This window comes from Actinomadura madurae (genome assembly GCF_900115095.1).
Lineage (GTDB): Bacteria > Actinomycetota > Actinomycetes > Streptosporangiales > Streptosporangiaceae > Spirillospora > Spirillospora madurae.
Map to the genome: position 1 here is coordinate 80,950 of NZ_FOVH01000017.1, position 20,999 is coordinate 101,948.

General features: G+C 71.7%; 15 protein-coding genes. 11 read left to right on the forward strand and 4 right to left on the reverse strand.

Annotation, left to right across the window (positions count from 1 at the left end; genetic code table 11):
- Positions 1-161: 161 nt before the first annotated feature.
- The gene (locus BM339_RS36545) at positions 162-2,036 is read left to right on the forward strand and encodes a Vgb family protein (RefSeq protein WP_075023867.1); all 1,875 of its coding nucleotides are present in this window, start codon (positions 162-164) and stop codon (positions 2,034-2,036) included.
- A 66-nt stretch (positions 2,037-2,102) separates the two neighbouring features.
- Positions 2,103-2,519: a hypothetical protein gene (locus BM339_RS36550; protein ID WP_075023868.1), complete on the forward strand. Its 417-nt coding sequence runs from the start codon at positions 2,103-2,105 to the stop codon at positions 2,517-2,519.
- Here BM339_RS36550 and BM339_RS36555 read toward each other — a convergent pair.
- Complete coding sequence (locus BM339_RS36555; protein ID WP_075023869.1) at positions 2,470-2,892, reverse strand: cupin domain-containing protein; 423 nt, start codon at positions 2,890-2,892, stop codon at positions 2,470-2,472. The two genes, BM339_RS36550 and BM339_RS36555, sit on opposite strands and share 50 nt — an antisense overlap.
- 245 nt (positions 2,893-3,137) lie before the next feature.
- Here BM339_RS36555 and BM339_RS36560 point away from each other — a divergent pair, with 245 nt between their 5' ends.
- From BM339_RS36560 to BM339_RS36590, 8 genes are all read left to right on the forward strand, one after another.
- On the forward strand, positions 3,138-4,676 hold the full coding sequence (locus tag BM339_RS36560; RefSeq protein WP_075023870.1) for an alkaline phosphatase D family protein: 1,539 nt from the start codon (positions 3,138-3,140) through the stop codon (positions 4,674-4,676).
- Positions 4,677-5,024: 348 nt separating this feature from the next.
- On the forward strand, positions 5,025-5,150 hold the full coding sequence (locus tag BM339_RS51935) for a hypothetical protein (RefSeq protein ID WP_021594081.1): 126 nt from the start codon (positions 5,025-5,027) through the stop codon (positions 5,148-5,150).
- Complete coding sequence (locus BM339_RS36565) at positions 5,147-5,854, forward strand: CHAP domain-containing protein (protein WP_021594082.1); 708 nt, start codon at positions 5,147-5,149, stop codon at positions 5,852-5,854. The genes BM339_RS51935 and BM339_RS36565 overlap by 4 nt, the downstream gene beginning before the upstream one ends.
- A 185-nt stretch (positions 5,855-6,039) precedes the next feature.
- Positions 6,040-6,531 carry a (2Fe-2S)-binding protein gene (locus tag BM339_RS36570; RefSeq protein WP_021594083.1) on the forward strand — a complete coding sequence of 164 codons (492 nt, stop codon included), beginning with the start codon at positions 6,040-6,042 and terminating at the stop codon, positions 6,529-6,531.
- Complete coding sequence (locus tag BM339_RS36575) at positions 6,528-8,927, forward strand: xanthine dehydrogenase family protein molybdopterin-binding subunit (RefSeq protein ID WP_075023871.1); 2,400 nt, start codon at positions 6,528-6,530, stop codon at positions 8,925-8,927. Before BM339_RS36570 ends, BM339_RS36575 begins: the two co-directional genes overlap by 4 nt.
- Positions 8,924-9,778, forward strand: a complete 855-nt coding sequence (locus tag BM339_RS36580) for an FAD binding domain-containing protein (protein ID WP_075023872.1) — start codon at positions 8,924-8,926, stop codon at positions 9,776-9,778. Before BM339_RS36575 ends, BM339_RS36580 begins: the two co-directional genes overlap by 4 nt.
- Positions 9,779-9,943: 165 nt before the next feature.
- The gene (locus tag BM339_RS36585) at positions 9,944-10,723 is read left to right on the forward strand and encodes an SRPBCC family protein (protein ID WP_024934163.1); all 780 of its coding nucleotides are present in this window, start codon (positions 9,944-9,946) and stop codon (positions 10,721-10,723) included.
- 111 nt (positions 10,724-10,834) lie between these two features.
- Complete coding sequence (locus BM339_RS36590; RefSeq protein ID WP_021594087.1) at positions 10,835-11,536, forward strand: class I SAM-dependent methyltransferase; 702 nt, start codon at positions 10,835-10,837, stop codon at positions 11,534-11,536.
- Between the two features lie 122 nt (positions 11,537-11,658).
- On the opposite strand, the gene BM339_RS36595 is transcribed toward BM339_RS36590, so the two are convergent.
- The 3 genes from BM339_RS36595 to BM339_RS36605 form a co-directional block, all read right to left on the reverse strand.
- Positions 11,659-15,195, reverse strand: coding sequence for a bifunctional glycosyltransferase/CDP-glycerol:glycerophosphate glycerophosphotransferase (locus BM339_RS36595; RefSeq protein WP_075023873.1), 3,537 nt, complete (start codon positions 15,193-15,195; stop codon positions 11,659-11,661).
- Positions 15,196-15,235: 40 nt separating this feature from the next.
- Positions 15,236-18,676 carry a bifunctional glycosyltransferase/CDP-glycerol:glycerophosphate glycerophosphotransferase gene (locus BM339_RS36600; protein ID WP_075023874.1) on the reverse strand — a complete coding sequence of 1,147 codons (3,441 nt, stop codon included), beginning with the start codon at positions 18,674-18,676 and terminating at the stop codon, positions 15,236-15,238.
- Between the two features lie 145 nt (positions 18,677-18,821).
- On the reverse strand, positions 18,822-20,279 hold the full coding sequence (locus BM339_RS36605) for a carotenoid oxygenase family protein (RefSeq protein ID WP_075023875.1): 1,458 nt from the start codon (positions 20,277-20,279) through the stop codon (positions 18,822-18,824).
- A 71-nt stretch (positions 20,280-20,350) separates the two neighbouring features.
- Between BM339_RS36605 and BM339_RS36610 the strand changes: the two genes are divergently transcribed.
- A complete protein-coding gene (locus BM339_RS36610; RefSeq protein WP_075023876.1) occupies positions 20,351-20,992 on the forward strand; it encodes a TetR/AcrR family transcriptional regulator in 642 nt (213 codons plus the stop codon).
- Positions 20,993-20,999 lie beyond the last annotated feature (7 nt).

A 20,999-nucleotide genomic window follows, 5' to 3' on the forward strand; every position in this document is an offset into this window, starting at 1 on the left:
TGGACGTGCCGACGACCCCCGCCGCGGTCCGCCGGTTGACCTCCTGACCGGAAACGGCCCGAGATCATCCGGCGTCTTGACGTGAAAAACCTACGGGTTTCTAGTGGCGGTGGATCTTGTCTCGGACTCGGGGTTCCACGGTTCCCAAGGAGGCGGTGGCGATGCGCCATCGACGCAGGAAAGCCCTCTCCCTCGCCGCGGCGCTGGCGCTCGCCGCGGGCGCCCTGACCGCCGTCCCGGGCGTCGCCGCCGCCGCGGGCCCGGTCACCCAGATCGCCCTTCCGGTCCCGGACGTCGTGCCGTCCGGCCTCGCCGCCGGCCCCGGCGGGACCGTCTGGTACGCCGCGAACAGCGGCGGCATCGGCCGTGTCGACGCCGCCGGCAAGGTCACCGAGTACGCCGTCGGCCCCAACTCCAGGGACCTGCTCGGCATCCCCGACGCGATGGCCGCCGCGCCGGACGGGTCGCTCTGGTTCACCGACCTGTCCACCAGCGTCCCGCGGGTCGGCCGCGTGGACCCCGCGACCGGCGCGTCCACCCTCTACGAGCTGCCCACCACCGGCACCGTGAGCTTCCGCAACGCCCAGGTCACCGGGATCACCGCCGGACCGGACGGCGCCATGTGGTTCACCGGCCGCTCCTCCGGCTCCATCGGGCGCATCGACGCGTCCGGCACCGTCACCGCCTACGCCACGGGACTCGTCCCCGTCGAGCTCACCACCGGCCCCGACCGGGCCATCTGGTTCACCACGAACGGCGGCACGATCGGCCGCCTCGACCCCGCCACCGGCGCGGTCGCGTCCTACCCGACGCCGAACGGCCGCAACGGCAGCCCCGTCATGGGCGGCATCGTCACCGGTCCCGACGGCGACCTCTGGTTCACCGAGCCCGGCGCGGGCAAGGTCGGCCGCATCGACCCCGTCACGCACGCGGTCACCGAGTACGCCACCCCCGTCGCCGACTCCATGCCCAGCGGCATCACCGCCGGCCCGGACGGCAGACTCTGGATCACCGAGATGGCCGCCAGCAACATCGCGAGCGTCGACCCGCTGTCCGGCGCGATGCGCGAGCACCCGCTGCCGGCGACGCTGTCCGCCCCCGCCCGGATCATCAGCGGACCCGGCGGGCACCTGTGGTTCACCGAGCCCGGACGCGGCCTGATCGGCCACCTCGACCCGGCCGCACCGCCCGCCGGGACCCGCAACCCCGCCGTCCCGCCCACCAGGGCCGGCAGCTCGCCCAACGGCGCGGCCCGGTTCATGAACCAGTGCCCGGCCGGGCAGATCTGCCAGACCCAGGTCACCACCGGCGGCAGCGTGAAGATCGGCTCGTTCGAGCAGGAACTGCCCGCCGGCGCCATCCGCATCACCGGCTACATCGGCGAACCGGACGAGACCGGTGACCTCGTGCTGAAACCGCCGGTCACGGGACGGCAGCTGGAGTCCGCGCCGGTCGAGGTCCCGGGCGGGCTGATCGGCCAGCTACCGCTGGTCGGCCCGATCCTCGGCAAGACCCCCGCGGCCATGTGGGACGTCAACCGGCTGACCGTCACCCAGTCGCTCGCCGGCCCGATCCACGTCTCGCTCTCCGGCGGCCTCGGCGCCAAGGCGTCCCTGAACGTCCACCTCAACAACCAGCTGCTCGGCGCGACCTGCGTCATCGGCCCCATCGAGGCCGACCTCGCGCCCGCGTTCCGGACCGGCGGCCTGGCCATCAACCCGGCCATGTCGTGGGGCGCCGCGCAGATCGCGATCGACGCGCCGGTCGCCGTCCCGGCCGCCAAGGGCTGCGGCCCCTTCGGGATCCTGGACGGTGTCATCAACCAGATGATGGGGCTGCCGTCCCCCGCGTCCGAGAACTCGATGAACCTGACCGGGATCATCAGCCTCGCCGCCGGGATCAACCCCTCCAACACACCCGAGACCGCGGTGCCCGGCCCGGCGGCCGAACTCCTCGAGAAGGCCCGCACCCCGGTCGCGCCCGGCGCCCTCCCGGCCGCCCCGCGCAAGACCACCGTCCGGGTCGCCCCGCGCTGACCCCCGCGCCCGCGCGGCGGGCCCGCCCCCTGGGGCCCGCCGCGCGCCCTACCTCCTGGAGGACCCATGCGCCCGGCCGTGCTCGCGCTGCCCCTGGTGCTCACGGTCTCGCTGGCCGGCTGCAGTGACTCCGAACCGCCCGCAGCGTCCTCGTCCAAGCTCACGACGGCCTCGGCCCGCCCCACACCGCCGGTGCTGAACGGCGTGCGGCCCGGCGCGGAGAAGAAGTCGTCGCTCGACGGCAACTGGACGACGGCGGGCTCCGGCTCCCGCCGGGTGGCGCTCTTCCTCTACCGGGGCGCCGCCGCCCTGAACGCGCCCGGCTTCTGCACCGGGACGGTCGACGCGTCCGGCAAGATCAAGCTGACCTGCGCGAACGGTTCCCGCGACCGGCTCACCGGCCACGCCGAGCTGCGCTCGGGAAAGCTCGTGGTCAGCTGGACGGGAGGTCGCCGGGACGTGCTCCACCGGCGTGCAGGCTGACCGCGAACGCCGGACCCGGGTTCGTCACCGCGTGCGGCCCGCCGTGCACCCGCACCCGGTTGGCCCGCAGCGCCCGCTCGGTGACGCCCCGCCCGGTGATCGTCACCGCCGCCAGCTCACCCGCGATCAGGGTGCTGACCTGGCCGTGCACCGTCCCGCCGGGACCGGGCGGCCAGGTGGTCAGCCACGCCTCCCCGTCGAGCGGCACATGCACCGGCCCGGCGGCGTCGAAGCGGACGAGCCCCCACCACTCGCCGGGACGTCCGGCCAGCTCGCGGACACGGGCGGCGAGTTGCCCGACGGTCGGCGGGCTGACGATGGTCGCGCGGCCGTGCGGATCGTCCTGGCCACGCATGGTGAGATCGGGAACCACGGAAAGAAGTCCTTCGTGTACGTGTGTCGGCCGGTATGAACTGAGGTCAGCGACAACACGAAGGACACAGCGCGCTGGCCACGCGGCGCAGGGCCACGGGGCTGTCGGTCGACACGCGCTTCGTCACGGAGACAAGAAGACACTCCGTAACCGACCCTTGTCAAGCCGATCACCCAGAGTCCACCGGACGTCCGCCCGGCGTGGAGAGCATGCGCGCGGGTATGGATCGAGTGAACGGAGCGCCCATGGACCGTCGGACCGTACTGCGCGGTGGCCTCGTCATGACCGGTGGGGCGACGTTCTCCCTGCTCGGCGACCGTCCCGGCGGCGCCGCCCTGCTGCGCCGCGACCGCCCGAACCTCACCCACGGCGTCCAGAGCGGCGATGTCACGGCCCGCGAGGCCGTGGTGTGGGCACGCTCGGACCGGCCCGCCCGGATGCTGGTCGAGGTGAGCCGCCGCCCCGACTTCCGGCACGCCCGTACCGTGCGCGGCCCGATCATGACGCCGGACACCGACCTCACCGGCAAGACACTGCTGCGCGGCCTGCCCCCGGGCGAGGACCTGCACTACCGGGTCCGCCTGGCCGGCCTGGACCGGGGGCTGACCTCCGAGCCGGTCACCGGCCGGCTCCGCACCGCGCCCCACGACCGCCGGGACATCCGCTTCGTCTGGTCCGGCGACCTCGCCGGCCAGGGCTGGGGCATCAACCCCGACCTCGGCGGCTACCGCATCTTCAAGGCCATGACCACCGCCGACCCCGACTTCTTCCTGTGCAGCGGCGACCTCGTCTACTCCGACGGCCCGCTCAGCGAGACGGTGACCCTGCCGGACGGCCGCGTCTGGCGGAACATCGTCACGCAGGAGAAGTCTGCCGTCGCCCAGACGCTCGCCGAATTCCGCGGCCAGTTCCGCTACAACCTGGAGGACGCCGGTTTCCGGGCGTTCAACGCGCGCGTCCCCATGCTCTACCAGTGGGACGACCACGAAACCGTGAACAACTGGTACCCCGGCGAGATCCTCGACCTCCCGCAGTACACCGAGAAACGGGTGGACGTCCTAGCGCAACGCTCACGTCAGGCGGTCTTCGAGTACACGCCCATACGCACCGCCCGCTCCGGACGCATGTACCGGCGAATCTCCTACGGCCCGCTCCTGGACGTCTTCATGCTCGACATGCGGACGTACAAGACCCCGAACGACGCGAACACCTCCCCCACCCAAAAGAACGGCCTCCTCGGCGCCGAACAACTGACCTGGCTGAAGCAGGAACTGCGCCGTTCCCGGGCGACCTGGAAGATCATCGCGGCCGATATGCCGATCGGGCTGATCGTCCCGGACGGCACCGCGCAGGAGAGCGCCGCCCAAGGCGACGACGGCGCCCCGCTGGGCCGCGAGCGCGAGATCGCCGACCTGCTCTCCTACGCGCGGCGGCACCGTGTCCGGAACATGGTGTGGCTGACGGCCGACGTCCACTACACGGCCGCCCACTACTACGACCCGGCGAAGGCGTCCTTCACCGACTTCGACCCCTTCTGGGAGTTCGTGTCGGGTCCCCTGAACGCCGGCGCCTTCGGCCCCAACGAACTCGACGGCACGTTCGGCCCGCAGCTCAGGTTCGTCAAGGCGCCGCCCCGCGCCAACACGTCCCCGGCCGAGGGCCACCAGTTCTTCGGCGAGGTCCGGATCGACGGGCGCACCGAGGCCCTGACCGTCCACCTACGGGACCTGGACGGCGCGATCCTCCACACCGAGACCCTCGATCCGCGCCGAATCAGCGGCTGAGGACCAGATACGCGATCCAGGTGAGCACCAGAGTCACGAGCATCGATCCGAAGCACCCCAACCTGGACGAGAAGAAGAGGAACATACGGCGGGCTCTACCCCCTAACCACCGGAAATCGCCTGCGTGCACTCGCTGGGCCCCCGCCTCGTCCGGCGTCTTACCTGGTGGAGAGGGTGTCGGGGTCCAAGGGTGTGTTTTAGGGCGAAAACCGGAGAAGTAAGGGGTCGGCCCATTACGGTCGGTTGGGAGCCGCCCACGGAACGGAACGGAAGGGACGGCAAAGGCCGACGCTCCCGGAGGAGCACATGACCCCCCAAAACAGAACAGACGCGACAGAAGCCACTCATATGGACGAAGTGGACGTCCACCCCGACGTCCACCGGGCCACCGAACCCGACGAGGAGCAGATCCTCAGGGAGCTTTACGGCGAGCCCGACGCCGACGGGATCTTCCGTGGGGAGGGTTCCGGATGAGCGCGGCCGGAATGATCGCCGAGGCCCGCAAGTCGCTCGGCATGTCAGGCCGCCCGAACACCATCACCAAGGAGTACGCCTCCAGGCACGGAGACGAGTTCCTCCGAGCGGCCTGGTGCGACATGGCCGTCACCTACTGGGCGCGCCACAGCGGCAACCACGACGCCGTCTGCCTGGGCAAGGACTACGCCTACACGGTCTGGCATGCGGAAGCGTTCCAGAAGGCCGGACGCTGGCACAGCGGGACGACCGCCAGTGTGAATCAGGCCAAGCCCGGGGACATCGTGTTCTTCGACTGGGGTGCCACCAACAACGTGGGCGCCATCGACCACGTCGGCGTCGTCGAGAAGGTGCTCGGCGGGGGGCGGCTGCAGACCATCGAGGGCAACACCGGCGACGCGGTGAAGCGGCGCGTCCGGGACTCCGGTGTGATCGCCGGCTACGGAAGGCCCGCCTACGGCGGGGGCAACTGGACGGAGGACATGGTGAAGAAGCTCCCCGAGCTGAGCAAGGGCGACACCGGCGAGCACGTCGAGAGCGTGCAGGGGCTGCTGCTGGCCCGCAGCCACCCCGAGGTGAGCATGACTGGCAAGTTCGACGACGCCACCGAGAAGGCCGTGAAGGCGGTCCAGCGGTGGGGCGGCGTCGACGACGACGGCATCGTCGGCGCGAAGACCTGGCCTGTTCTACTCCGCGTCCACTAGCGCCCATCAGTGCCCCAGACGTCGGTAAACAAACCGCGTCTGGGGCTAGTACGGGATTCAACAGCGGAATAGGTTCGTAGGGTCGCCTTCCACGGAGGTGGCCCCGATGACGTGGCCGGATTCGCGCGCCCCGCCCAGGGGACGTCTCTCCAAGTCCACCCCGAGACGTCCCTGGGAGAAAACGCATGCCACGTATTCGTGTCGAGGTCGACGGAGCGACGTACGAGGACGACGTCGAACCGCGCCTCCTTCTCGTCCAATACCTGCGCGAACGGCTGGGGAAGGTCGGAACCCCGGTCGGGTGCGACACCAGCAACTGCGGAGCCTGCACCGTCCTGATGGACGGGCTGAGCGTGAAGAGCTGCTCCGTCTTCGCCGTCCAGGCAGACGGCCGTGACGTGACGACCGTCGAGGGCCTCGGCGTCGACGGCACCCCGCACCCGATGCAGCGGGCCTTCCACGAGGAGCACGCGCTCCAGTGCGGCTACTGCACGCCGGGCATGATCATGGCGTCGCTCGACCTGCTGCGGGAGAACGCCGACCCGTCCGAGGAGGAGGTCCGGGAGGGCCTCGAAGGCAATCTGTGCAGGTGCACCGGCTACCAGAACATCGTCAAGGCCGTCCGGCGCGCGGCGAGCGAGATGCGCGAGCCGGGCCGGCAGGAGGTGACGCCGTGACCGTGCAGGAGGTAGGCAGCCCGCGGAAGCGGTCGGAGGACGCCCGGCTCATCACCGGCCGGACGCGGTGGACCGACAACATGACCCCGGCGGGGACGCTGCACGTGGCGTTCCTGCGCAGCCCGTACGCGCACGCCCGGATCACCGGTGTGGACACCGGCCCGGCGAAGGAGCGTCCCGGCGTGGTCGGGGTGTTCAGCGGGCGGGACTTCGCCGACGAGCAGGGGTCGCTGCCCTGCGCGTGGGTCGTGACGGAGGACATGAGGCTGCCGGACCATCCGCCGATGGCGGTGGACGAGGTCCGCTACGTCGGTGAGCCGGTGGCGTGCGTCGTGGCCCGGGACAGGGCCGCGGCGGTCGACGCCCTGGAGGAGATCGACGTCGACTACGAGCCGCTGCCCGCCGTGGTGGACATGGAGGCGGCGATCGCCGACGGCGCCGATCTGGTGCACGACGGTCTGGGCACGAACAAGTCCTACACGTGGGTGTTCGAGAACGGGGATCTCGACGCCGCGATGACGGACGCGCCGGTCGTGATCGAGCGCCGCTACATCCAGCAGAGGCTGATCCCGACGGCGATGGAGCCGCGGTCGGTCCTGTGCGTCCCCGAAGGGGACGAGTTCACGCTGTACTCGGCCACGCAGATCCCGCACATCCTGCGGCTGATGCTGGCCACGGTCACCGGGATCCCCGAGCACCGGCTCCGGGTCGTCGCACCGGACGTCGGCGGCGGCTTCGGCTCCAAGCTGCAGGTGTACGGGGAGGAGGTCCTGGCGCTGCTGCTGGCGCGCAGGCTCGGCCGTCCCGTCAAGTGGACCGAGACGCGCAGCGAAGGCAACATGACCATCCACCACGGGCGCGACCAGATCCAGCGGATCACGCTCGCGGCGGAGCAGGACGGCCGGATCCGCGGCCTGAAGGTGGATCTGCTGGCCGACATGGGCGCGTACCTGATGCTGGTCACTCCCGGCATCCCGCTGCTGGGCGCGTTCATGTTCAACGGCATCTACAAGATGGACGCGCTGTCGTTCACCTGCACGGGGGTCTTCACGACGAAGACGCCCACGGACGCGTACCGGGGCGCCGGGCGTCCGGAGGCCACGTTCGCGATCGAGCGGGTCATGGACGAGCTCGCCGCCGAGCTGGGGCTCGACCCCATCGAGGTGCGGCGCCGCAACTGGATCGAGCACGAGGAGTTCCCGTACGAGACGATCGCGGGTCTCACGTACGACTCGGGCAACTACGAGGCGGCGACGGGAAAGGCACTGGAGCTGTTCGAGTACGACAAGCTGCGCGCGGAGCAGGCGGACCGGCGGGAACGGCAGGATCCGGTGCAGCTGGGCATCGGGGTGTCCACGTTCACGGAGATGTGCGGTCTCGCTCCGTCCCGCGTCCTGGGCTCGCTGTCGTACGGTGCCGGCGGCTGGGAGCACGCCGCCGTCCGCGTGCTGCCTTCGGGCAAGGTCGAGGTGGTCACCGGCTCGTCCGCGCACGGGCAGGGCCATGAGACGGCGTGGGCGCAGATCACCGCCGACCGGCTGGGCGTGCCGTTCGAGGACGTGAAGGTCCTGCACGGCGACACGGCGATATCCCACAAGGGGATGGACACCTACGGTTCGCGTTCGCTGGCCGTGGGCGGTGTCGCGCTGTTCTCGGCCTGCGAGAAGGTGGTCGACAAGGCCAAGAAGGTGGCCGCGCATCTGCTGGAGGCCTCCGAACAGGACCTTGAGTTCAGCGGCGGGCGGTTCAGCGTCCGCGGCGTCCAGGAGGAGGGCAAGACGCTGCAGGAGGTCGCGCTGGCCGCGTTCGCCGCGCACGACCTGCCCGACGGCATCGAGCCCTCGCTGGACTCCGACGCCACGTTCGACCCGGACAACTTCTCCTTCCCGCACGGCACGCACCTGTGCGCGGCAGAGGTCGACACCGAGACCGGGATGGTGAAGCTCCGCAAGTACGTGGCGGTGGACGACGTCGGCAAGGTCGTCAACCCGCTGATCGTGGAGGGGCAGGTGCACGGCGGGCTCGCGCAGGGCATCGCGCAGGCCCTCTACGAGGAGGCGGTGTACGACGCGGAGGGCAACCTCACGACGACGACCATGGCCGACTACCTGGTCCCGTCGGCGGCGGACCTGCCCGCGTTCACGACCGACCGGACGGAGACGCCGGCGACGTCCAACCCGATGGGTGTGAAGGGCGTCGGCGAGGCGGGCACGATCGCCTCGACGCCGGCGGTCGTCAACGCGATCGTGGACGCGCTGCGGCCGTTCGGCGTGCACGACGTGCCGATGCCGTGCTCGCCCGAACGCGTGTGGCGCGCGCTGCACGCGGAGGAGAAGCCCGCCGCGGCCGAACCCGGCGCGGGCGGCGGGCTCGGTTCGGCCGGAGGTGCCCAGTGATCCCCGCGACGTTCGACTATGTCCGTCCCGCCTCGGTGGACGACGCCTGCCGGGCGCTGGCCGACGCGGGCGAGGACGCGAAGGTGCTGGCCGGCGGGCAGAGCCTGATGCCGCTGCTGCGGCTGCGGCTCGCCTACCCGGACGCCCTGATCGACCTGGACCGGGTGGACGGCCTCCGGGAGATCCGCGACGAGGGCGACGCCGTCGTCATCGGCGCGATGGCGACGCACCACCAGGTGATCCGTGATCCGCTGGTGCGCGAGCACGCGCCGCTGATCGCGCGGGCGACGGAGACGGTCGCCGACCCGGCCGTCCGGCACCGCGGGACGTTCGGCGGGTCGCTGGCCCACGCCGATCCGGCGGCCGACCTTCCCGCGGTCGCGCTGGCGCTGGACGCGGTGCTGCTCGTCCGGTCCGTGCGCGGGGAGCGGGAGATCCCGGCGTCGGAGTTCTTCGTCGACTGGATGACGTCGGCGATGGAGCCGGACGAGCTGCTCGTCGGCGTGCGCGTGCCGAAGATGGGCGCGGGCTGGGGCGTGCACTACGAGAAGTTCCACCGGACGGCGCAGGCGTGGGCGATCATCGGTGTCGCGTGCGCGGTCCGCCGCGACGGCGACGGGATCGAGGAGGCGCGCGTCGGGTTGACCAACATGGGTCCGAAGCCGGTGCGGGCCGACGCGGTCGAGACCGCCGTCCGGGGCGGGGCCGCGTCGGAGGACGCGTTCCGCACGGCCGCGGCGCAGGCGGCGGCCGGCACGGAACCGCCCACCGACCTGCACGGGTCGTCGGAGTACCGGGCGCATCTGGCGACGGTCCTCACGGCGCGGGCGCTCGCCGCCGCCGCGGGCTGACCTCTCGCACGGCGCGGTCGTGCGGCCGGATCCCGCGGTTCGCGGGCGTCCGGCCGCATGGCCGGCGCGCCGCCGGGTACGGGCCGTCGGGATCCCCACTGGCGGCGCGACGGGCGGCCACCGTAGGGTCGCGGCAGGGTCCGCGGACGATAAGGACATTTGATCATGGAACTCGACCACGATTTCACCGTCCCCGTTCCGGTCGATCAGGCCTGGCAGGTGCTGCTCGACGTGGAGCGCGTCGCGGCGTGCATGCCGGGGGCGACCCTCGACTCGGCCGAGGGCGAGGAGTTCGCCGGGCGGATGAAGGTGAAGGTCGGCGCGATGACCATCACCTACCGCGGCACCGCGCGCATCGTCTCGGCGGACGAGTCCGCCCGCGTGGTGACGATGGAGGCGTCCGGCAAGGAGGCCCGCGGGTCGGGGACGGCGGCGGCGACCGTCCAGGCGAGGCTGCACGAGGAGGACGGCACGACGCGCGTGACCGTCCACACGAAGTTGAACGTGACGGGCCGGCCGGCGCAGTTCGGCCGCAACATCCTGTCGGAGGTCGGTTCCAAGGTCATCGACCGGTTCGCGAAGTCGCTGGCGGCCGAGCTGGAGACCTCGGGCGAGGATCGCGGGGCGGCGCCCGCCGAGGCTCCTGCGGAGGCTCCCGCCGAAGCCCCGGCGGCGGCCCCTGAGAGCCCCGCCGAGGCCGCGAAGCCGGAGGTGGAGGCCGAGACCGGGACGGCGTCCGCGAAGCCGGAGGAGTCCGCGGACAAGCCCGGACCGGCCAAGGCGGCGCCCGCGCGGCCGCCGCTCCACGTGGCGACCAAGGACGACGCGATCGACCTGCTGGAGGTCGCGGGGCCGTCGGTCGCCAAGCGCGCGGTGCCGGCGCTGGGCGGCCTGATCGCGGTGCTGCTGGCCTTCCGTTTCCTGCGGCGGCGGAAGAAGGGCTGACCTCCGCGGAGACCGGCCGGTACCGGCCCCGGGTCAAACCGGGGTCAACGATCCGTGCGCGTTCGGCGGCGGTGGTGGAACGCGCCGCCGCCGATGCCGTCGGCTTGTCCTGTGGACACCATCGACCTTCAGCGGATCGCGCGGATCGAGGACGGCAACTGGTGGTACCGCGAGCGCCGGGAGATGCTGTCCGCGGAGCTGCTGCGTTTCAGCGTGCCCGGGACGGGCGTCGACATCGGGGCCGGGTCGGGTTCCTGCTGCCGGGTGCTGATGCGGCACGGCTGGCGGGCGACCGGGATCGACCTGAGCCCGGAGGCCGTGGTGCTGGCCCGCGCGTCCGGCGTGGAGGCCTACGAGGGTGACGCGCGGTACCTGCCGCTCCCGCCGTGCGAGTACGACCTGGCGCTGGCGCTGGACGTGCTCGAACACGTGGAGGACGACGCGCGGGCGGCCGCGGAGATCGTGCGGGTGCTGCGGCCGGGAGGGACCGCCCTGGTGTCCGTGCCGTGCGACATGGCCCTGTGGTCGGCGCATGACGTGTCGCTCGGACGGGTGCGCCGCTACACCCGCCGCACGCTCGCCGAGCTGCTGGAGGGTGCCGGGCTCGTGCTGGAGCGCGTGTGGAGCAGGGGCGTCCTGCATCGGCCGTTCCTGCGCCTGCTCAGGAACCGGACGGCGCGGGGAGAGGACCTGGCTCCCCTGCACCCGCTCGCCAACGAGGCCCTGCGCCTGTCCGCCGCGCTGGAACGGCGGCTGCCGGTCTCGTCGTGGCCGGGCGCGTGGCTGTTCGCGCGGGCCCGCCGTCCGGGCTGAGACGGCGCGCCTAGAACGCGCCGCTCAGGACGCACCGCTCAGGACGCGCCGCTCAGGACGCGCCGCTCAGGACGCACCGCTCAGGACGCACCGCTCAGGACGCACCGCTCAGGACGCACCGCCTAGGACGCGCCGAAGAGGCGGTCGACCGCCCTGGACGCCGCCTGGCCGTCGTCGTGCGGGCAGTACTTCACGAAGAAGCGGTCGTAGGCGTCCGCGTAGTCCTGCTCGCCGCCGGGCGCGGCCCTGACCGCCTCGGCCACCTGCGCGGACGTCCGCACGACCGGCCCGGGGGCCTCGGCCTCCAGGTCGAAGTACATGCCGCGCAGGTGGTCCCGGTACCACTCCAGGTCGTAGGTGTAGAGGACGATCGGGCGGCCCAGGACGGCGTAGTCGAACATCGCGGACGAGTAGTCCGTGATGAGCACGTCGGCCGCCATGTACAGCTCGGCCATGTCGGGGTAGCGGGACACGTCGATGGCGAAGCCGCCGGCCTGGTCCGTGGCGATACGGTCCCGGTCGGTGACGTGGTGGTGGGTCCGCAGGAGAAGGACGTGATCCTTGCCCAGGGCCTGCTGCATGGTCTCCACGTCCAGTTCCAGGGAGAACCCGCGCCTGCCGTCAGGGTGGCACCGGTCGTCCCGCCATGTCGGCGCGTAGAGGACGACCTTCTTCCTCTGGGGGATGCCCAGGCGCTTGCGGATGCGCGTCCCGATGCGCTCCCACTCGGGTGTGCTGAGGATGTCGTTGCGGGGATATCCCGTCTCCAGGACCTCACCGTCGTACTTGAACGCGCGCCGCATGACCTGGGTGGCGTACGGGCTCGGAGACAGCAGGAGGTCCCATCGCGGCACCTCCCGTTCCATCCAGTCCAGGCGCTCGGCGCGCTGGTACGGCATGTCCCGCAGGTCGTAGGCGAGACGCTTCAGCGGGGTGCCGTGCCATGTCTGGAGGTAGGTCTGCCCCTCCCGCTTGACGTACCAGGACGGCAATCCCTGGTTGGTGACGATGTACCGGGCGCGCGCCAGGACGCGGTAGTGCTCGCGGCTTCCCGCCAGGACGGTCTGAGCCTTCCCGTCGACCGCGAACTGGCCGTCCTGGGAGACCCACACGCATTCCAGATCGGTCTCGCGACGGTTCAGCTCTTCGTAGATGGCCCGCGGGCTGCAGCTGTACTGCGAGCCGTTGTAGCTGTCGAACACGGCGATGTCCGACAGGGGGCTCCGCAGATAGACGGGATAGTCGCGCTGCTGGAGGAGCACCTGTGCGTGGCCGCCCGCCTCGTCTTCCTCAAGGGCGGGGCGGCTTTCCAGGGTCAGGGCGTCGACCTGGTGGACGCCGACCGCGAAGTCGTGCGTGCCGAGGCGCCGCGGGCCGGGGAGGTCGGGGATGGCCTCACGCGCGACGACGACGGCCACCTCGCCGGCACTCGTGCGCGCCACCAGGTCCCAGGTGCCGCTGCTCAGCGGCAGGTCCGTCCCGAACACGGCCATCGTGGACGGCGTGACCGCCGCGGTGAAGCGGTCCTCCTCCCACGTGACCGGGACGCGGTGCTCGTCGCCCGACCGGCGCCGCCGCAGAACGAGGCGGTCGGGACGGGTTCGAGGGTCGCTGAAGTCTCCGCTCAGCGTGAGCCGGCCGTTCTCGTCCCACTCCGCGCCCGTGACGACCGGGCGGCGGCTTCGCTCCACACCGCGCAGGTTCCCGAAGGCGGTGCGGGTGAGGGCGAACTCCCGGCCGCGTCCCGCACGGTCGGGCAGCGCGTACCGGGCGACCTTGACGTTCCTCGCGACGGCGAGCCTCAGCGGGCCTCCCTCGCCGGTCAGCCGGATGTCCCAGTCGACGGCGTCGCGCAGGTGCGCGCGGTAGGGCGCGGACCCGTTCTCGCCGGGCGGGATGGAACCGAGGAACTCCAGGGGCAGCTTCGCGGTGAAGTCGAACCCGGTGCCCTCCGCCATGCGCAGGACGGCCGACTGCCGCAGCGTCACCTCGCCCCGGACCTCGGGCCCCCCGTGGCGGCGCTGCGCCACCATGGCGGCTCCGGCGCCGAGCGCGCGCCGCGTCCATCCGGTCAGCACCAGCGTGCCGTCCTCGCAGCGGATGCGGGTGACGACGGCCTTGGCGCGCTTGACGTGGACGACGAACACGTCGTCGTCACCGGCGGCCGGTTGGACGGCCACGTGCTCGTCCACCTGCCGAGGCGCCGTCCAGCGCACGGCCGGCGCCATCGCGGTCAGGCGCCGGGACGCCCTGCGCCCGGCCGTCGTCACCTCGGCGAACAGCTCGTAGGTGGCCGTCCGCCACTCGTCGCCGTCCAGCAGGTAGTCGGGCTCCACCCGCACGGTGAACCCCGACCAGTCGTAGGAGACGCCGGACTGGCCGGAGCGCGCCGTGACCTCCGGCCGGCGGCTCCGCTCCACGGGCAGCCTGATCTCCTTGCCGGTCCGCACGTCGCGCATCCAGACGCGGATCCGGGAGTCCGCCGCCGACGACACGTCCAGCCGGTCGAAGTGGGCGTGGCCTTCGACGATGAGCGTGTCGACGTCCCACTCGACGCGGTCGACGTCCGCCCACAGGGCGAGTTCGTCGGTGACGTCGTACACGTCCTCCGGGACGCCCCTCTCCGCGTCGTCGAAGAAGGGGTAGCGGGCGTACCAGCGCGGGCGGAGGCGGCCCCGTGACACGAGCGGGACGTCCCGCGGCCCGTTCTCCTCGAAGCGCAGCACCTCCAGCAGCTCGGGCAGCATGCGCTCGCCGAGCAGGTACGTCTCCAGCCTCCTGAGCGCCTCCAGCCCGGCCGCGGGGGAACGCCCGGCGTCGGCGACGACCTCGGCGCCCAGCTCGACCAGGCGCTCCCGCTCCTCCCACGTGGCGGCGGGCAGGGCGAGCATGAGTTCACGCACGTCCAGGTCCAGGGCGTACGTGTCGTAGATGGGGAGGAGGTCCGGTGCGTGCTCGCGGACGAAATCCCGCACGCTCGCCAGGGTCGCCATCCGCTGGGTGATGTCCGCCGGGCCGGGACGCAGCCGTGTCGCCGTCCCCGGACGGTCCCGCCAGAAGTAGACGGTCGCGTCGAGCACGTCCACGGCGGAGGCCAGCACCTGTGTCTGCACGGCGACCAGCGCGTCTTGGCCGTTCCCGAGTTCGAACCCGTGCGCGTCCCAGAACGAGCGCCGGTAGACCTTGTTCCAGACCATCCTGTCCTGCAGCAGGGACGGGTGACCGGTCACGTGCGTCGACTTCACCGTCTGCGCGTAGGCGTCCCCATGGAGCGGCGACTGCCACACCTGTTCCCCGTCCAGGCACATGACGTTTCCGCCCGCGAGGTCCGATCCGGTCGAATCCAGCGTCCCGGCCAGCAGCTCGCAGGCATACGGCGGCAGCGCGTCCTCACCGTCGGCGAACGCGAGGTAGCGGCCCTTCGCCTCCTCGACACCGGCGTCGACGGCGGCCGTGCCGGGACCGGGCTGGACGAGCGTGAAGCGGTCGTCGCGCGCGGCGAAGTCCTTGGCGAGGACCGTTCCGCCGTCGCCCGACCCGTCGTCCACCATGAGCACCTCGACGTCGCGCAGCGTCTGCGCGGCGAGCGACTCCAGGCACTCCGCCAGCCGGCCATCGGTGGTGTGGAAGGGGACGACGATGCTTACCTGCGGGGACACGAGCGGCTCCGTGGTGGGGTTCTCAGGGGTTGGTCGGTGGTCATCGGGGCGGCTGGAGGACCCGGTCGAGCACCCGGGCGGCGGCGTGGCCGTCGTCGTGCGGGCAGTACCGGGCGGCGAACGCGGCGCGGGCGTCCCGGTATCCGGCCTCCAGAGCGGCCGGCTCGCCCAGCGCCTCGACGACCTCCTGCGCGGTCCGCAGCAGCGGGCCCGGGGCCTCCGCGTCGAAGTCGAAGTAGAAGCCGCGCACGTGGTCGCGGTAGCGCTCCAGGTCGTAGGTGAAGAACACCATCGGGCGGCCGGTGACGGCGAAGTCGAACATGGACGAGGAGTAGTCCGTGACGAGCACGTCGGTGATGAGGAACAGCTCGGAGATGTCGGGGTAGACCGAGACGTCCATGACGCAGTCGCCCGGCTTGAGCCTCGGCCGGTCGGTGACGAGGTAGTGCGTCCGGAGGAGCAGGACGTGGTCGCGGCCCAGCGCGGCCCTGAACCGGTCGATGTCGAACTCCAGACGGAAGGCTCGCTTGCCGACCGCGTGGTGGAAGTCGTCCCGCCACGTCGGCGCGTACAGGACGACCCGCTTGCCCTCCGGGATGCCGAGGCGCCGGCGCACCGCCGCGGCTATCTCCTCCTGGTGCGGGCTGCGCAGGATGTCGTTGCGCGGGTAGCCGCTTTCGAAGACGTCCCCGTCGTAGTTGAACGCGCGCCGGAACAGCGGCACCGAGAACGCGTTCTGGGCGAGCAGGAGGTCCCAGCGGGAAACGTCGTACTCCATCCAGTCGACGCCCTCGGCGCGCTTGTAGGGCATCTTCTTGACGTCGTAGCCGAGCTTCTTCAAAGGCGTCCCGTGCCAGCACTGCACGTACGTCTGGTCGTCGCGTTTGGAGAACCACTCCTTCTGCGACCAGTTGCCGAAGACGTAGCGCGCGCGGGCGAGCGCCTCGTAGTGCTCGCGCGTACCTGCCAGGACGGTCCGGGCACCCGCCGGCTTACCGAACTGGCCGTTCTCGGTGACCCACACGCATTCCAGGTCGGTTTCGCGGCGTCGAAGCTCGTCGTAGATGCCGCGTGGGTTGCACGAGTACTGGCGTCCCCGGTACGCGTCGAATACGGCGAGTTCACGGACGGGCAGGTTCAGATGGCGCCGGTAGTGCCCGGAACGTATCCGCGCCTGCGCGTAGGCTCCGCGCTCGTCGTCGTCCAGGGCCGTCTCTACCCGGAGCACCAGATGGTCGGTCTTCTGGGCCCGGACGGTGATCCGGTGAAGGCCCGCCTCGTACGGCTCGGGCACGTCGCGCAGGGTGTGCCGTCTGAGGACGACGGGTTGTTCCTGGCCGCCGACGACGGCGAGGGCGTCCCAGGTACCGGCGACCAGCGGCCGGGACAGGCCGAGCACCGGCATTCGCGCGGGCGAGAACTTCGCCGTGAAACGCTCGCCGTCCCAGGCCAGGGGAACGATGTGCTCCTCGCATGACCGCCTCCGGCGGAGCGTCAGCGACTCCGGCCGTCCGACGCGGTCCACGCATGTGCCCGCCAGGTGCAGGGCACCGTCGGGCGACCAGAACACCTCGTCGACGGCGAGGACGCGTCCGCGGACGACGATCCGCAGCGTGCTGCGCCGCGTCCTGGCGATCTCGAGTTCCCCGCCGGGGACCGGGAACGCCGTGCCCGCCGGATGCTCGTCCAGGTACGGCCGGACCCCGTCCGGCAGGAAGACCTCCCAGTCGCCCTGCCGCCGCGCCAGCCCCGCGACCGGCAGCCTCGCCCGGAAACCGCCGCCGGCCGGGTCGACCGGGCCGGTCACCGTGGCCCTCCCCGCCCTGGGGGTGGCGGTGACCCGCGGCTCGCCGCCCAGCGGGGCGCGGCTCCAGCCGTCCAGCCACAGCTCGCCGCCCTCCAGATGGCAGCCGACGACCGCCGCCGGCGTGGGCCGGACCTGGATCACGAACCGGTGCCGCGCGGCGACGCCTTGGACGAGCACGTCCGGCGCGCACTCCTGGTCGTCCGGCCACTGCCGCGCGGTGAGCCGCGGGTTGGAGAACGTGGACCGGCGCCGCAGGCCCCGGTTGACGATCTCCACGCACGGGACCCAGTCGACTTCCCGCCAGCGCCCGAACATCCTCAGCGCGGACGGGTCGATCTCCGCGACGAACCCGGACCAGTCGTAGGACACCGCCGACTGCCGCGACCGGGCGGTCACGTCCGGCCTCCGGACCCGCCTGACCGGCACGCGCATGATGCCCCGCTTGTTCGCCGCCACCAGCCACAGCCGGATGCGCGACCCGTCCTCAGTGGAGGAGTCCAGGTGCCGGATGTAGGCGTGGCCCTCGACGCGGAGCCGCCCGTCCACCCACGTGGCCCCGTCGATCGCCGCCACCGGCCTCAGCTCGTCGGTCACGTCGTACACGTGCGACGGGACGGCCCGCTCCTCGTCCTCGAAGAACGGGAACTCCGCGTACCAGCGATGCCGCAGGCCGCGCCGCACCCTCGGCGCGTCCGCCGTCTTGCGCAGGTGCGCGAAGCGCAGGACCTCCAGCAGCTCTGGAAGCATCTCCCGGCACAGCAGGTGCAGTTGCAGGCGCGTCATCGCCGGCTGGCGCTTCAGGACGCGGGGGCTGATGTCTCCCGCCAGTTCCGCACCCATGGCGACGAGTTCTTCGCGGTGCTCGACGTGCGTCCGGGGGAGCGCCTCGAACAGGACGCGGAGCTCGATCGGGACGAGGGCGTGCTCGTCGTAGGCGTTCAGAAGCTGGGGCGCGTAGCCGGCCAGACCGTCCCGGACGGCCTGTGCCGACCGCATCCGCTGGCTGATGTTGTCCCAGTCGTAGCGGTCCTCTGTGATGGACCCGGGCCGCTTGCGCCAGTAGTAGACCGTCTCGCTCAGGACGTCCACGGACCGTGCCAGGGCGTGCGCGCGCGCCGTGACTGGAGGGTCCTCGTAGAAGCCCGGGGGAAATTCCAGGCCGGAGCTGTTCCAAAAGTCACGCCGGTAGACCTTGTTCCACGGCGTACGGTCACGCATGAGCAGCGGCATGGACGACACATGCGTCCTCGAACGCGACTCCTCGAAGACACCTTCGTGCAGGACCGACTGCCACGTCCTGTCCTCGTCCATCCGCTGGACGTTCCCGGAGGCGAGGTCGGACCCCGTCCGCTCCAGCGACCCGACCAGCCGCGCGTAGGCCTCGCGGTCCACGACGTCGTCGGCGTCGGCGAACGCCAGGTACTCGCCCTTCGCCTGCCGCACCCCGGCGTTGCGGGCGGGTCCCGGCCCCTCGTGCTCCCGGGCGACGAGGCGGAACCGCGGGTCGCGGGCGCACAGCTCCTTGGCGATCACCGCGCCGTTGTCGGTGGACCCGTCGTCCACCAGGACCACCTCAAGGTCGCGCAGCGTCTGGCCCGCCAGCGATTCCAGGCATTCCCGGAAGTACTCCTCGGTGTTGTGGAACGGCACGACGACGCTGAGCTTCGGGGACATGGGGCCTCCTCCTCGCCCCACAGAGCATGGTGACGTTACGCCATCACCTGAACACGCATCGCGATTGCCAGGCCGTCCCCTGACGCAGACTTGACCTCACCTGGCGGCCGTTGACCGGCGCATGAAGGTCGGGGGCCCCGGACGCTCAGGGAATCGGCAGCCGGTCCGGATGCGGGATCGGCGCCCCGGGATCGGCGACCCTGCGCGTGAACGTGCCGTGGAAACCGAAGGGAAGATGGTGCTTCAAGTGAAGCGTGGCTACGTTCTCCAGGTCCCGGGCGTCCAGGATGCTGAGCTGCGAGCGATGCTCTGCGGCGAGGTAGACCACGGCCAGCAGCCACCCATCGTCCTCAGCGGAATCGGTCGTGCGCGGGACGAAGATGGGTTCTCCCACGAACGTGTGCGGCCCCATCCCATGGACCTCGGTCCGGCCGGTGTCGTTGTCGACCTTCAGGACGCTGTCGTACTCGCCGCCGGCTCCCGTGCGCCCGGTCATGTAGGTGTAGCGGTGCCGGCGCGTGGACCGCCGCCAGTCGTACTGCGGGAACTCACCGGGCCGCTCGGACAGCTGCGTCTCGATCACCCGCCCGGCGGGGGTGATCCGGTACCGCATGAGCCTGCTGGGCGGCGGGTCCGTGAAGCGCGTCCGGAACTCGGACAGGTCACGCCTGACCGCGGCGAAGTCCTCCAGCAGCACCAGGTCGACGACGGTGTCGCCGCCGTCCTCGAACGCGTTCGCGACGTGGACGTGGACGAGCGCCTCATGCTCCACGATCCGTGCGGGGCCGCCGTCGCGCGGCACGAGCACGAAGCGCGTCCCCTTCTCCGGACGGTGCTGGATCGCGTCGAAGACGGGCGCGCCGCTCATCATGGTGCGCAGGTCGAACATGTACGGGTCCAGGACGAACACCATGTGGCGGGTCGTGAGCGCCACATCGTGGTTCCACGGCATGTTCAGCATCCGGACCTTGGCGAGCCGCCGCATCCGGCCGCGCCGGTCGACCTTCCAGCAGTTCAGGGCGGGCAGCGGGGCGAGATCCTGGCCGAAGTTGAACATCTCGCCCGTCGCCGGATCCCACTTGGGGTGGGCGGAGAAGGACTTGAGCGCGCCGCGCAGCCGTCCGCCGAAGTCGTACAGGCCGAGGGTCTCCAGGGTGTCGGGGTCGAGGCGGTGCGGGGGGCCGCCCTCCCACAGGGCCAGCAGCCGGCCGGCGTGCATCGCCACCCCCGTGTTCGCGACGTTCGCGGGCCCCTTCCCCTTGGCGAAGTTGGCCCAGAGACCGCCCGGGAGGGCCGTCCCCACGCCGGGGCCGCGCAGGTCGCCGGAGACCAGGCCGTGCTTGAACTGGCCCGTCCGGACGTAGCGGTTGCGGAACCGCACCGACCGCCCGTCGAAGGCGAACTGCGAGACCATCCCGTCGCCGTCGAACAGGTGGTGCATCAGCGTCCGCCCGACCTCCCACTTCCCCGGGCCGATCCGGTACAGGGTCCCGGTCAGGCCGGCCGGGAGCGCCCCGTCGATCGCGTCGATGACGTAGTCGTGCTCGTGCATGAGGGGGGCGAAGATCTGCCCCATGTCCGGCGTGGTGGTGGGCAGGGACATGGCCGTCTCCAACTGGCTACACCTGTTTCCAGAAACGTAGATTCTGGAAACAGGTGTGTCAAGATTGTCGGGTGAGTCCCCGCCCCTACGGCGGCGTCACCGCCGACCGCCGCCGCGCCGGCCGCCGCGCCGCGCTCCTGGAAGCCGCCCTCGACCTGCTCGGCACGGAGGGCGTCCAGGGCACGTCCCTGCGCGCGGTCTGCGCGCGCGCCGGCCTCAACCCCCGCTACTTCTACGAGAGTTACGCCGACCTGGACGCGCTGCTGGCCGACGTCCACGACCGCATCGTGACCGAGGTCGCCGACGCCGCCGCTCAGGGAGTGGCCGCCGCCGGACCGGACGCCGACCTGCGCACCACCGTCCGCTCCGCCGCGATGGCCGCCCTGGACCTGGGCCGCGCCGACCCGCGCAAGGTCCGCGTCGTCCTCATCGAAGCGGCCGCCAGCCCCGTCCTGCGCGCGCGCCGGCAGGCCGCCCGCCGCCGGTACACGCGCCTCGTCATCGACTACGCCCGGCAGTTCTACGACATCCCGCCCGCCGCCGGGGCCCGCATGCACTTCGCCGCGACGATGCTGGTGGCCGGCTGGGGCGAGAACCTCATCGCCTGGCTGGACGGCGAGTTCGACACCACCCCGTCCGCGCTGGCCGACATGTTCGCCGACGCCGCCGAAGCCCTCGCCACCCATGCCGCCGATCGCGCACGACCAACCTGACGTCCGG